Annotated in this window: 11 protein-coding genes and 1 pseudogene; 9 read left to right on the plus strand and 3 right to left on the minus strand. The window is 69.4% G+C overall.

All coding sequences use genetic code 11. From position 1 onward, the window contains the following. Positions 1-5 precede the first annotated feature (5 nt). The 3 genes from AAID08_RS22875 to glp are packed head-to-tail and all read left to right on the plus strand — an operon-like array spanning position 6 to position 2,220. Positions 6-488, plus strand: coding sequence for a molybdenum cofactor biosynthesis protein MoaE (locus AAID08_RS22875; protein WP_049075647.1), 483 nt, complete (start codon positions 6-8; stop codon positions 486-488). Next, a complete protein-coding gene (gene moaB, locus AAID08_RS22880) occupies positions 485-1,009 on the plus strand; it encodes a molybdenum cofactor biosynthesis protein B (RefSeq protein ID WP_049075648.1) in 525 nt (174 codons plus the stop codon). Before AAID08_RS22875 ends, moaB begins: the two co-directional genes overlap by 4 nt. Before the next feature lie 5 nt (positions 1,010-1,014). Continuing rightward, positions 1,015-2,220, plus strand: coding sequence for a gephyrin-like molybdotransferase Glp (glp, locus tag AAID08_RS22885; RefSeq protein WP_049075650.1), 1,206 nt, complete (start codon positions 1,015-1,017; stop codon positions 2,218-2,220). Here glp and mobA read toward each other — a convergent pair. The 3 genes from mobA to AAID08_RS22900 are packed head-to-tail and all read right to left on the minus strand — an operon-like array spanning position 2,205 to position 5,027. After that, positions 2,205-2,828, minus strand: coding sequence for a molybdenum cofactor guanylyltransferase MobA (gene mobA / locus AAID08_RS22890; protein WP_082381440.1), 624 nt, complete (start codon positions 2,826-2,828; stop codon positions 2,205-2,207). The genes glp and mobA overlap by 16 nt on opposite strands. Then, positions 2,821-3,915, minus strand: a complete 1,095-nt coding sequence (gene moaA, locus AAID08_RS22895) for a GTP 3',8-cyclase MoaA (protein WP_116793013.1) — start codon at positions 3,913-3,915, stop codon at positions 2,821-2,823. The genes mobA and moaA overlap by 8 nt, the downstream gene beginning before the upstream one ends. 35 nt (positions 3,916-3,950) lie before the next feature. After that, the gene (locus AAID08_RS22900; RefSeq protein WP_054417108.1) at positions 3,951-5,027 is read right to left on the minus strand and encodes a substrate-binding domain-containing protein; all 1,077 of its coding nucleotides are present in this window, start codon (positions 5,025-5,027) and stop codon (positions 3,951-3,953) included. Positions 5,028-5,184: 157 nt separating this feature from the next. On the opposite strand from AAID08_RS22900, the gene AAID08_RS22905 reads away from it, so the two are divergent. From AAID08_RS22905 to AAID08_RS22930, 6 genes and pseudogenes are all read left to right on the plus strand, one after another. Continuing rightward, complete coding sequence (locus AAID08_RS22905; RefSeq protein ID WP_054417107.1) at positions 5,185-5,742, plus strand: formate dehydrogenase subunit gamma; 558 nt, start codon at positions 5,185-5,187, stop codon at positions 5,740-5,742. After that, the gene (locus AAID08_RS22910; RefSeq protein WP_054500962.1) at positions 5,739-7,310 is read left to right on the plus strand and encodes an NADH-quinone oxidoreductase subunit NuoF; all 1,572 of its coding nucleotides are present in this window, start codon (positions 5,739-5,741) and stop codon (positions 7,308-7,310) included. The genes AAID08_RS22905 and AAID08_RS22910 overlap by 4 nt, the downstream gene beginning before the upstream one ends. A 13-nt stretch (positions 7,311-7,323) precedes the next feature. Next, entirely contained in the window at positions 7,324-10,200 is a 2,877-nt protein-coding gene (fdhF, locus tag AAID08_RS22915; protein WP_054417105.1) for a formate dehydrogenase subunit alpha, read from the plus strand. Between the two features lie 19 nt (positions 10,201-10,219). Then, positions 10,220-11,056: a formate dehydrogenase accessory sulfurtransferase FdhD gene (gene fdhD, locus AAID08_RS22920; RefSeq protein WP_395756916.1), complete on the plus strand. Its 837-nt coding sequence runs from the start codon at positions 10,220-10,222 to the stop codon at positions 11,054-11,056. 5 nt (positions 11,057-11,061) lie between these two features. Continuing rightward, positions 11,062-11,319: a formate dehydrogenase subunit delta gene (locus AAID08_RS22925; RefSeq protein ID WP_006390923.1), complete on the plus strand. Its 258-nt coding sequence runs from the start codon at positions 11,062-11,064 to the stop codon at positions 11,317-11,319. A gap of 146 nt (positions 11,320-11,465) precedes the next feature. Then, positions 11,466-13,134: pseudogene (locus tag AAID08_RS22930) on the plus strand (OFA family MFS transporter). Positions 13,135-13,210 lie beyond the last annotated feature (76 nt).

Raw genomic sequence — 13,210 nt, forward strand, 5'->3', positions numbered from 1 at the left:
GCGTCATGGTCATCGTGCAGGAAGCCGACTTCGACGGCGCCGCGCTCACCGCCGCCCTGCGCGCCAGCGCCGGGCCGGGCGTGGGCGGCATCGTCACCTTCGTGGGCTACGTGCGCGACTACGCGCCGGACACGCCCACCGACACGCTTTACCTGGAACACTACCCCGGCATGTGCGAGCGCGAGCTCGAAGACATCGCCGCCACCGCCCGCGCGCGCTGGAACCTGGACGGCACCGTGATCGTGCACCGGGTTGGCGCCCTCGCCCGCAATGCCCAGATCGTGTTCGTGGCCGCGGCCAGCGCCCATCGCGGCGACGCCTTCCGCGGCTGCGAATTCATCATCGACGCGCTCAAGACCCGCGCGCCCTTCTGGAAGCGCGAGACCCTGGCGGGTGGCGACAGCTTCTGGGTGGAACAGCGCCAATCCGACCAGGACCGCACGCAGTCCTGGGACGCCGACACCCCGCCCCCCAAGGAGACTCCATGAACGACGCCTCCCCCGTCTCGCTGGCCTGCGCCGTGCTGACGGTCAGCGACACCCGCAGCGCCGGTGACGACACCTCCGGCAACCTGCTGGCCAACAGCCTGGCCCAGGCCGGCCACCAATGCGTGCGGCGCGACATCGCCAAGGACAACCTCTACCAGATCCGGCGCGTCATCAGCGACTGGATCGCCGATCCCGAAGTGCAGGTCATCCTGACCACCGGCGGCACCGGCTTCTCGCACGGCGACCACGTGCCGCAGGCCATCCTGCCGCTGCTGGACCGCGAGATACCCGGCTTCGGCGAACTGTTCCGCCAGATCTCCTACGAGGAAATCGGCAGCTCGACCATCCAGTCGCGCGCCTTTGCCGGCGAGGCCAACCAGACCCTGCTGTTCTGCCTGCCCGGTTCGAACAACGCCTGCGAGACCGCCTGGAACCGCATCATCCGCGAGCAGCTCGACAGCGGCCACCGCCCCTGCAATTTCGCCACGCACTTCCAACCCCGCGACCAAGAAGACCACTGATACCCATGCTGGATTTCGACCAAGCCCAGACCCTGCTGGCCAACGCGGCCGCCCCCCTCGCGCGCCGCGAACACGTAGGCCTGGACGAAGCGCCGGGACGCGTGCTGGCGGCCGACCTTGACGCCACGGTGGACATTCCGCCGGCCGACAACAGCGCCATGGACGGCTACGCGCTGCGCCTGGCCGACTGGCAGCCGGGCGCGCGCCTGCCGATCCAGCAGCGCTGCTATGCCGGCGACACGCCCGAGCCGCTCAAGCCCGGCCACGCCATCCGCCTGTTCACCGGCAGCCTGATTCCCGCAGGCGCCGACGTGGTGGTGATGCAGGAAGACACGCACGAGGCCGACGAGCAGGTCGAGATCACGCGCCAGCCCCGTCCCGGCCAGCACATCCGCCTGCGCGGCGAAGACACCCTGGCCGGCGCCCCGCTGCTGCCCGCCGGCACGCAATTGCAGGCTGCCCACGTGGCGCTGCTGGCCTCGCAGGGCCTGGCCAGCGTGCCGGTCTACGGCCGCCTGCGGGTGGGCATCCTGACCACCGGCGACGAGCTGGTGGCGCCCGGCGGCGCGCGCGAACCGGCGCAGATCTACAACTCCAACGGCCCGATGCTGGCGGCGCTGGTGCGCGGCATGGCCGCCGAGCCGGCCTTGGTGCTGCATGCCCGCGACACCGAGGACGACCTGCGCGGCGCTTTCAAGACGCTGCTGGCCGAATGCGACCTGGTGCTGAGCGTCGGCGGCGTGTCGGTCGGCGAGCGCGACCTGGTCAAGCCGGCCCTGGCCGCGCTGGGCGGAGAACTGTCGCTGTGGAAGGTGCGCATGAAGCCGGGCAAGCCGGTGGCGCTGGCCATGATCGGCGACAAGCCGGTGGTCAGCCTGCCGGGCAATCCGGTGTCGGCCTACGCGGTGTTCGCGATGCTGGTGTCGCCGCTGGTGCGCCGCATGCAGGGCCGCGAGGAACTGTTCCCGCCGGTGAGCCGGCTGCCGCTGCGCACCGAGCATCCGCGCCTGGACAGCCGCGAGGAATTCCTGCGGGTGCAGCGCCGCGCCGCCGACGACGGCAACGCCGAACTGGTGCCGTACGGCCACCAGGGGTCGGGGGTGATCAGTTCATTGCCGTGGTCGACCGGCCTGGCGCGCCTGCCGGCCGACGTGCAGGTGCAGGACCGCGACCGCGTGCCCTACTACGACCTGCGTCACTGGCTGGCGTAGCGCTCGGCCGCCGCCAGTTCCTCGGGCGTGTTCAGGTTCATGAACGCGCCGGGCGCGTCATCGAACGGCGCGCCCACCGCTCCCACGCGCGACTGCCACAGGCCGACCTTGCGTTCGCCGGCCGCGAGATAATCGCGCAGCGCCGGCAACAGCGACGCGCGCAGCCCCATGCAGGCCGGATGGCGCTGGCCGCCGGCCACCGCATAGGCCAGCGGCGCCCCCGCCGTTTGCGCCGCCGCGATCAGGCGCTGGGCCAGGTCGGCCGGCAGGAACGGGGTGTCGCATGGCGTCACCACCAGCCACTCGCACGGCGCGGCCGCCGCCAGGCCGGCGGCCAGGCCCGCCAGCGGCCCCTGCCAGGCGCCCAATTCGTCGGTATCGTCGGCCACCACCCGGCCATAGCGGGCGTAGCTGTCGGCATTGCGGTTGGCGCTGAGAAGCAGCGGCCCGACCTGCGGCGCCAGGCGCCGCGCCACGTGCGCCACCAGCGGCTCGCCACGCAGCAGGACCAATCCCTTGTCGCTGCCCTGCATGCGCGAGCCCTGGCCGCCGGCCAGGATCAGGCCGGCCACCTGTTGCCGGTCGAAAACGGGCGCGGGGTCAACCACCGATGTAGCTCATCTCGACCTTGCGGGCCGGGTCGGCCATGTTGCGGCCGCGCTGTTCGGAATAGTTGTCGCCGCGGGCGGCCCAGATGCCCGTGAGGATGGCGGCCAGTTCGTCGTCGCTGGCGCCGTCGCGCAGCGGCGCGCGCAGGTCGTGGCCTTCGTGGCCGAACAGGCACAGGAACAGCTTGCCTTCCGGCGACAGGCGCGCGCGCGTACAGCCGCCACAGAAGGCATGGGTGACGCTGGAGATGACGCCGATCTCGCCGCCGCCGTCGCGATAGCGCCAGCGCTCGGCGACGCGGCCCATGTCGTCGGTGGAGATCGGTTCCAGCGGGTGAATCGCGCCGATGCGCGCCAGCACTTCCTCGCTGGGCACCACTTCGGTCAGGTTCCAGCCGTTGGTGTTGCCCACGTCCATGTATTCGATGAAACGCAGGATGTGGCCGCTGCCGCGGAAGCGCTCGGCCATTGGCAGGATCTGCGCGTCGTTCAGGCCGCGCCGCACCACCATGTTGACCTTGACGGGCGCCAGCCCGGCCGCGGCGGCGGCGTCGATGCCGCGCAGTACGTCGTCGGGCGTGAAGCCGCTGTCGCTCATGTCCTGGAACATGCTGGCGTCCAGCGCATCCAGGCTGACCGTGACGCGCTTCAGGCCCGCGTCCTTGAGCACCGCGGCCTTGCGTTCGAGCAGGCTGCCGTTGGTGGTGAGCGTCAGTTCCAGCGGGTGGCCGGCGGGCGTGCGCAGTCCCGACAACAGGCCCACCAGGTTTTCCACATGCTTGCGCAGCAGCGGTTCGCCGCCGGTCAGGCGGATCTTCTCGACCCCCAGCCGGGTGAAGACGCCGGCCAGCCGCGCGATTTCCTCGAACGACAACAGGTCGGCATGCCGCATGAAGACGTAGTCGCTGTCGAACACCTCGCGCGGCATGCAGTAGGTGCAGCGGAAATTGCAGCGGTCAGTGACCGAGATGCGCAGGTCGCGCAGCGGCCGCGCGCGCCGGTCGAGCGCGGGCTGGCCCACGGGCGGCGGCGCCAGGGGCGCCGGACGCTCGGTGCGGCGATCAGCCAGGAGGATCACTTTGCTCATGGGAACATCATAGCCCGGCGCACACGGCGGCGCGCCTAGGAAAATGCCTCTTCAAGGGTCTGCAGGCGGCCGGTATCGCGCGCGTCGTAGCCGACCAGTTGACCGACGTAGCCGACGTAGTCGGGGCTGCGCATGATGGACAGCAGGTCGCGCATGGCGGGCGTCTCCAGCGCGTTCTTGCGGATGGCGAAGAAATAGCGCTCGCGCACCAGCGGAATGAAATCCAGGCCGAAGCGGCAGGCGGCGGTCTCCACGCCCACGCCGGTGTCGGCCATGCCGCTGGCGATGTGGGCGGCGATCGCCATGTGCGTGAATTCGTTGGTTTCGTAACCCTGCACTTCACTGATCGAGACGCCGGCGCGTTGCAGCATCAGGCCGATCAGGTAACGGGTGCTGGAGCCGATCTGGCGATTGACGAAGCGCACGTCCTGGCGCGCCAGGTCGGCGATGCCGTGGATCCGCTTGGGGTTGCCACCCACGACGAACAGCCCGGTATTGCGCACCGCCAGATGAATCAGCAGGTACTCGTCGGCGTGCAGCCACTGGGCGTAGCGATCCATGATCGGCGCCTCGAAGTCGCCCAGCGGCACCTGGAAGCCCGCCAGGTCGCATTCGCCGCGCTCGAGCGAGGCCAGTGCCTCGATCGCGGTGCGATAGCGCAGCTCCAGGCCGGGCTTGCGCCCGCCCATGTGTTCCATCAGCGATTCCACCGCGAACCCGTGGCTGGCGTGCAGCCGCAGGTGCGGACCGTTTTCCGGCAGCAGCCGCGCCAGTTCTTCCTGCAGTTCAGAGGCCAGGCTGTCCAGCGTGGGCATCAGCCGCGCCTCGATGCGGCGATTGGCCCACAGCAGGCGCTGCGCAAACGGCGACAGTTGCGTGCCCTGGCGCCGGTTGGTGATCAGCAGTTGGGTGCCGAAGATGCCCTCGAACCGCCGCAGCACGCCCCAGGCGTGGCGGTACGACAAGTCACAGGCGCGGCAGGCGCCGGCGATGTTGCCGGTGGCGTCGATGGCGGCCAGCAACGCCAGCATGTCCTGAAGCGGCACGGGGGCGCCGTCGTCTCCACCCAAGGTCCATTGCGGCCGCAGGCCGATTCGGAACTTATATGTCATTTATTTCTTATTGAAGGCGATTAATTACCTGTTTAGAGTACACAAATAACGCGAGGCAGGGGAAATTTATATGTTTTTCATTGCATATAAATAGGCCTAACCTCCCATCACAACAGCCCCCTCCCTACGGGGCCCAGCACTCCTGGAGGAGACCGCCATGCGTCAGCGCGAGGCAAAATCCGATCTGGCTTCCACCGGCGGCGCCCGTGGCGGCGCCATGGCCCTGGACGCCGCCCAGGCCTCCGCCAGCCCCGCCGTGGCGACCACCGCCCGCATCCTGGCCCGCCTGAAAGACCAGCCCGGCCCCTTGCTGCCGGTGCTGCACGCGGTCCAGCACGAACTGGGCTGTATTCCGGCCGAGGCGGTGCAGACCATCGCCGAGGCCCTGAACCTGTCGCGCGCCGAAGTCCATGGCGTCATCACCTTCTATCCCCACTTCCGCAGCGAACCCGCCGGGCGCCACACGCTGGAAGTGTGCCGCGCCGAGTCCTGCCAGGCGATGGGCGGCGAACAACTGGCCGCCCATGCGCGCCAGGCGCTGGGCTGTGATTTCCACGCCAGCACGCGCGACGGCGACTTCACGCTGGAGCCGGTGTACTGCCTGGGCCTGTGCGCCCAGTCGCCGGCGGTGATGCTGGACGGCCAGCCGCACGCCCGCGTCACGCCGGCCAAGCTCGACCGCCTGCTGCATCGCGCGCGGGAGGCCGGCCAATGAGCGCCCCCACCCTGATCTACGTGCCGCGCGACGCCGCGGCGCTGGCCATGGACGCCGACGCCGTGGCCGCCGCCATCGAACTGGCCGCCGACGAACGCGGCCTGGCCGTGCAGGTGGTGCGCAACGGTTCGCGCGGCCTGCTGTGGCTGGAGCCGCTGGTGGAGGTGGGCACGCCCGCGGGCCGCGTGGCCTACGGGCCGGTGCAGCCCGAGGACGTGCCGGCCCTGTTCGACGCCGGCTGGCTGACGGGCGGCGCGCATCCGCTGGGGTTGGGCCTGACCGAGGAGATTCCTTATCTCAAGCAGCAGGAACGCCTGACCTTCGCCCGCGTCGGCGTGATCGATCCGCTGTCCCTGCAGGATTACGCCGCGCACGGCGGCCTGCAGGGCCTGAAGCGCGCGCTGGCCATGGAGCCGGCCGCCATCGTCGACGAGATGGTCACCTCCGGCCTGCGCGGACGGGGCGGCGCGGCCTTTCCCACCGGCATCAAGTGGAAGACCGTGCTGGGCTCGCCGGCCGATCGCAAGTACATCGTCTGCAACGCCGACGAGGGCGATTCGGGCACCTTCGCCGACCGCCTGCTGATGGAAGGCGACCCCTACGTGCTGATCGAGGGCATGACCATCGCCGGCCTGGCGGTGGGCGCGACCTACGGCTACATCTACGTGCGTTCCGAATACCCGCACGCCATCGCCACGCTGGAGGCCGCCATCGAGCGGGCGCGCAGCGTCGGCTGGCTGGGCGACGACGTGCACGGCAGCGGCCGCCGCTTCGACCTGGAAGTGCGCAAGGGCGCCGGCGCCTACATCTGCGGCGAGGAGACCTCGCTGCTGGAAAGCATCGAGGGCAAGCGCGGCGTGGTGCGCGCCAAGCCGCCGCTGCCGGCGATCTCGGGCCTGTTCGGCAAGCCCACGGTCATCAACAACGTGATCTCGCTGGCCACGGTGCCGATCATCCTGGCCAAGGGCGCGGCCTATTACCGCGACTACGGCGTAGGCCGCTCGCACGGCACCCTGCCCTTCCAGTTGGCCGGCAACCTCAAGCAGGGCGGGCTGGTGGAAAAGGCCTTCGGCCTGAGCCTGCGAGACCTGCTGTACACCTTCGGCGGCGGCAGCGCCTCCGGCCGGCCGCTGCGCGCGGTGCAGGTCGGCGGGCCGCTGGGCGCCTACCTGCCGGAATCGCAATGGGACGTGCCGCTGGACTACGAAGCCTATATCCAGATCTCGGCCATGATCGGCCACGGCGGCCTGGTGGCATTCGACGACAGCGTCGACATGATGCGCATGGCGCGCTATGCGATGGAATTCTGCGCCATCGAGTCCTGTGGCAAGTGCACGCCCTGTCGCATCGGTTCCACCCGTGGGGTGGAGACCCTGGACAAGATCGCCGCTGGCGGCCCGGGGCGCGAACAGCAGGTGCACCTGCTGCGCGACCTGTGCGACACCATGCTGGGCGGATCGCTGTGCGCGCTGGGGGGCATGGCGCCCTATCCGGTGCTGTCCGCGCTGAACCACTTCCCGCAGGACTTCGGCATCGAGTCCTCGCAGTCCGCCGCCCATCCCGCCTGAAGCCGAGACCGCCATGCTAGAAACCGTCATCAAGCGCGACCGCGACCTGGGCACCCCGGCGCGGGTGTCCGAAAAAACCGTCACCCTGACCATCGACGGCCAGGAAATCACCGTGGCCGAAGGCACCTCGCTGATGCGCGCGGCCGCCGAGGCTGGCATCAACATCCCCAAGCTGTGCGCCACCGACAGCCTGGAGCCGTTCGGCTCGTGCCGCCTGTGCCTGGTGCAGATCGAGGGCCGCCGCGGCTATCCCGCCTCGTGCACCACGCCGGCCGAGAACGGCATGGTGGTCTTCACCGAAACGCCCAAGCTGCACGACCTGCGGCGCGGGGTGATGGAGCTGTACATCTCCGACCATCCGCTGGACTGTCTGACCTGCCCGGCCAACGGCGACTGCGAGCTGCAGGACATGGCCGGCGTGGTGGGCCTGCGCAACGTGCGCTACGGATACGACGGCGCCAATCACTTGAAGAGCGAGAAGGACGAGTCCAACCCGTACTTCACCTACGACGCCTCCAAGTGCATCGTCTGCAACCGCTGCGTGCGCGCCTGCGAGGAAACCCAGGGCACCTTCGCGCTGACGATCTCGGGCAAGGGCTTCGAATCGCGCGTGTCGCCGGGGCAGGACCAGCCGTTCCTGGACAGCGAATGCGTGTCCTGCGGCGCCTGCGTGCAGGCCTGTCCGACCTCGACCCTGCAGGAAAAGACCGTCATCATGATGGGCCAGGCCGAGCATTCGGTGGTCACCACCTGCGCCTATTGCGGCGTGGGCTGCGGCTTCAAGGCCGAGATGAAGGGCCAGGAAGTGGTGCGCATGGTGCCGTGGAAGGACGGCCAGGCCAACCGCGGCCACTCCTGCGTCAAGGGCCGCTTCGCCTGGGGCTACGCCACCCACAAGGAGCGCGTGCTCAAGCCGATGATCCGCAAGCGCATCACCGATTCCTGGCGCGAAGTGTCGTGGGAAGAGGCGATCGAGTACGCGGCTTCCGAATTCCGCCGCATCCAGGGCCAGTACGGCCGCGACGCGGTCGGCGGCATCACCTCGTCGCGCTGCACCAACGAGGAAACCTGGCTGGTGCAGAAGCTGGTGCGCGCCGCGTTCGGCACCAACAACGTCGACACCTGCGCCCGCGTGTGCCATTCGCCCACGGGCTATGGCCTGAAGCAGACGCTGGGCGAATCCGCCGGCACCCAGACCTTCGACTCGGTGATGCACACCGACGTGGTCATCGTCATGGGCGCCAACCCCTCCAGCGGCCATCCGGTGTTCGCCTCGCGCCTGAAGCGCCGCCTGCGCCAGGGCGCGCGGCTGATCGTGATCGACCCGCGCCGCATCGAGCTGGTGAGTTCGCCGCACATCAAGGCCGACTTCCACCTGCAGGTGCGGCCCGGCACCAACACCGCGCTGCTGTCGTCGATGGCGCACGTAATCGCCACCGAAGGGCTGATCGACGAGGCCTACGTGGCCGAGCGCTGCGAGGCCAAGGCGTTCCAGGAATGGCGCGACTTCGTGTCGCTGCCCGAGAATTCGCCCGAAGCCATGGCCGAGATCACCGGCGTGCCGGCGCAGGCCGTGCGCGGCGCGGCGCGCCTGTTCGCCACCGGCGGCAACGGCTCGATCTACTACGGCCTGGGCGTGACCGAGCACAGCCAGGGATCGACCACCGTCATGGCCATCGCCAACCTGGCCATGGCCACCGGCAACGTCGGCCGCGAAGGCGTGGGCGTGAACCCGCTGCGCGGCCAGAACAACGTGCAGGGCTCGTGCGACATGGGTTCGTTCCCGCACGAGCTGCCGGGCTACCGCCACATTTCCGACAACGTGGCGCGGGCGCAATTCGAGCAGGACTGGGGCGTGACGCTGCAACCCGAGCCGGGCCTGCGCATTCCCAACATGTTCGAGGCCGCGCTGGGCGGCACCTTCAAGGGCCTGTACTGCCAGGGCGAGGACATCGTGCAGTCCGACCCCAACACGCAGCACGTGGCGGCGTCGCTGGCGGCAATGGAATGCATCGTGGTGCAGGACCTGTTCCTGAACGAGACCGCCAAGTACGCGCACGTGTTCCTGCCGGGTTCGTCGTTCCTGGAAAAGGACGGCACCTTCACCAACGCCGAGCGCCGCATCTCGCGCGTGCGCAAGGTGATGGAGCCGAAGAACGGCAAGGCCGACTGGGAAGTGACCGTGGCGCTGTCGAACGCGCTGGGCTATCCCATGAACTACCGCCACCCGCGCGAGATCATGGAAGAGATCGCGCGCCTGACGCCGACCTTCAGCGGCGTCAGCTACGAGAAGCTGGACAAGCTGGGCAGCCTGCAATGGCCGTGCAACGACGACGCGCCCGAAGGCACGCCGATCATGCACATCGACAGCTTCGTGCGCGGCAAGGGCAAGTTCATGATCACCAAGTACGTGCCGACCGACGAGCGCAGCACGCGCCGTTTCCCGCTGCTGTTGACCACCGGCCGCATCCTGTCGCAATACAACGTGGGCGCGCAGACCCGCCGCACGCCCAACGTCATGTGGCACAGCGAGGACGTGCTGGAGATCCATCCGCAGGATGCCGAAGACCGTGGCGTCGCCGAAGGCGACTGGGTCGGCATCCAGAGCCGCTCGGGCGAGACCGTGCTGCGCGCGACCCTGACCGACCGGGTGCAGCCAGGCGTGGTATACACCACCTTCCACTTCCCCGAGTCCGGCGCCAACGTCGTCACCACCGACAGTTCCGACTGGGCCACCAACTGCCCCGAGTACAAGGTCACGGCCGTGCAGGTCACGCGCGTGTCCCAGCCGTCGGAATGGCAGCGGCAATGGTCGCGCTTCGCGGACATCCAGCAGAAGCTGCTGCGTGAACGCTCGCGCGAGAACGAAGCCGTGACGTCGGGGAAATAACCCGACAGCCGAGCCCGCCATGGACCACAGCGCCCCTCCCCCTTCCTCCCGCCCCGAGCACGTGGCGGCCCAGGTGACCCGCGTGCGGGCCGGCGCCATCGCGCCCCGCGCCGAAGGCGACAACCTGGCCGAGGAAACCCCGGTGGCGCTGGAGTTCAACGGCATCAGCCACGCCACCATGCTGGCCACGCCCGCCGACCTGGAGGACTTCGCCGTCGGTTTTTCGCTGTCGGAAGGCATCATCGACAGCGTGACCGACGTGCGCGGCATCGACGTGCTGCCGCAATGCGACGGCATCGTGGTGCAGATCGAGATATCCAGCGCCTGCGAGGCGCGGCTGAAATCACGCCGCCGCGCCATGGCCGGGCGCACCGGCTGCGGCCTGTGCGGCGTCGAGACGCTACCCGAGGTGCTGCGGCCGGTGGCGCCGGTGCCAGCCGGCGCGCCGCTGCCGGTGGGCGCGGTGCTGCGGGCGATGCGCGACATGCGCGCGCGCCAGGCGCTGCATGACCTGACCGGCGCCACCCACGCCGCCGGCTGGGCCGACGCCAGCGGCGCCGTGGCGCTGGTGCGCGAGGACGTGGGCCGCCACAACGCGCTCGACAAGCTGGTCGGCGCGCTGGCGCGCCAGGCCCTGCCCGCCGCGCACGGCGTGGTGCTAGTGTCCAGCCGCGCCAGCTTCGAGATGGTGCAGAAGACCGCCGCCGCCGGCGTCGGCATCCTGGCGGCGGTGTCTGCCCCCACCGCGTTGGCCGTGCGCCTGGCCGACAGCGCCGGCATCGCGCTGCTGGGCTTTTTGCGCAACGACGACGCCACCCTCTATTCCCACCCCGAACGCATCACTTCGCAGACCTGACACGCATGGAAATCGGCAACCTGATCCGCATGGCCAACCGCATCGGCCAATTCTTCGAAGCCATGCCGCTGCGGCCTGAAGCGGTGGAAGGCGTGGCCAACCATATCCACAAGTTCTGGGAACCCCGCATGCGCAACGAGCTGCTGGACTTCCTGGCGCGGCAGCCCGACGGCGATGCCGGCGAACAACAATTGCATCCGCTGGTGCTGGAGGCGGTGACGCAGAACCGCGAACGCCTGACACCGCTGGCGCGCGTGCCCTGACCGACCGACGCGTCCACACCGATCCGCGTGCCCGCGACGGCGCGCGGACGCAGCAAGCTTTACCGCAGCAAAGGGTTCAACAAGAGACGGCGGGACTGGATTTCTCCAGCCAACGCCGCTATAAAGCCGCACCCCGAGGAGACCTCATGGAAAGCACTGCAACGCTAGACCTGCCCGGCGCCAAGCCGGGCTTCCTGGACAAGGAACGCACCATCGCCGGACCGGGTTTTTCCCGCTGGCTGGTGCCCCCCGGCCGCCCTGGCCATCCACCTGTGCATCGGCATGGCCTATGGCTTTTCGGTGTTCTGGCTGCCGCTGTCCAAGGCGGTCGGCGGCGCCCAGCCGCTGGCCTGCCCGGCCGACATGAGCCTGGTGGCCGAGCTGTTCACCACCAGTTGCGACTGGCGCATCTCCACCATGGGGTGGATGTACACGCTGTTCTTCGTGCTGCTGGGCTGCTCGGCGGCGCTGTGGGGCGGCTGGCTGGAGCGCGCCGGTCCGCGCAAGGCGGGCGTGGTGTCGGCCCTGTGCTGGTGCGGCGGCCTGGTGATCTCGGCGGCCGGCGTCTACCTGCACCAGATGTGGATGCTGTGGCTCGGCTCGGGCGTGATCGGCGGCATCGGCCTGGGGCTGGGCTACATCTCGCCGGTCAGCACGCTGATCAAGTGGTTCCCGGACCGCCGCGGCATGGCGACCGGCATGGCCATCATGGGCTTTGGCGGCGGCGCCATGATCGGCGCGCCGCTGGCCGACCTGCTGATGCGCCACTTCGCCACGCCCACCTCGCCGGGCGTGTGGCAGACCTTCCTGACCATGGCGCTGGTGTATTTCGTCTTCATGATGTCGGGCGCGCTCGGCTATCGCGTGCCGCCCACCGGCTGGAAGCCGGCGGGCTGGACCGCCCCCGCCCGGCACGCCAACAACGCCATGATCACCCAGGGCCACGTGCACGTGAAGCGGGTCTGGGGCGTGCCGCAGTTCTGGCTGGTGTGGCTGGTGCTGTGCCTGAACGTGACCGCCGGCATCGGCATCCTGGGCATGGCCTCGCCGCTACTGCAGGAAGTGTTCGGCGGCGGCCTCATCAACAAGCCAGAGCTGGGCTACGGCCAGCTCGACAAGGCCCAACTGGCCTCGATCGCCGCCATCGCCGCGGGCTTCACCGGGCTGCTGAGCCTGTTCAACATCGGCGGCCGCTTCTTCTGGGCCAGCCTGTCGGACAAGCTCGGCCGCAAGATGACCTACCTGATCTTCTTCGTGCTGGGCTTCGCGCTGTACGCGGCGATTCCCTGGACCGCGCACATGGGCGCGCTGGCGCTGTTCGTGGCGGCCTTCTGCGTCATCCTGTCGATGTACGGCGGCGGCTTCGCCACCGTGCCGGCCTACCTGGCGGACCTGTTCGGCACGCAGATGGTGGGCGCCATCCACGGCCGGCTGCTGACGGCGTGGTCGGCCGCGGGCATCTTCGGACCGGTGCTGGTGAACTACATCCGCGAATACCAGTTGTCCATCGGCGTGCCGCGGGCGCAGGTGTATGACATCACCATGTACATCCTGGCCGGCATGCTGGTGCTGGGCTTCCTGTGCAACCTGGCGATCCGCCCGGTGAACCCCAAGTACTTCATGAGCGACGAGGAGCTGGCGCGCGAGAAGGCCCTGGCGCATGAGCGCGCGGCGGCGGCCGAGACCCACGGCGTGGGCGCCTCGACCTTCCGCACGCCGGCCGCGCTGGTGCTGTTCGCCTGGGCCTGCGTCGGCATCCCGCTGGCCTGGGGCATCTGGATCACGCTGCAGAAGGCCGTGGTGCTGTTCCACTGATACCGCCCCGACGGGTGGCGCCCCGCGCCATCCGCCGCCCCCGAAGGCGCGAAGCTGCTACATTGGCAGCTCGCGC

Origin of the sequence: Achromobacter sp. EB05 (assembly GCF_044232075.1) — a bacterium.
In the GTDB taxonomy this organism is placed as follows: Bacteria; Pseudomonadota; Gammaproteobacteria; order Burkholderiales; family Burkholderiaceae_B; genus Achromobacter; species Achromobacter dolens.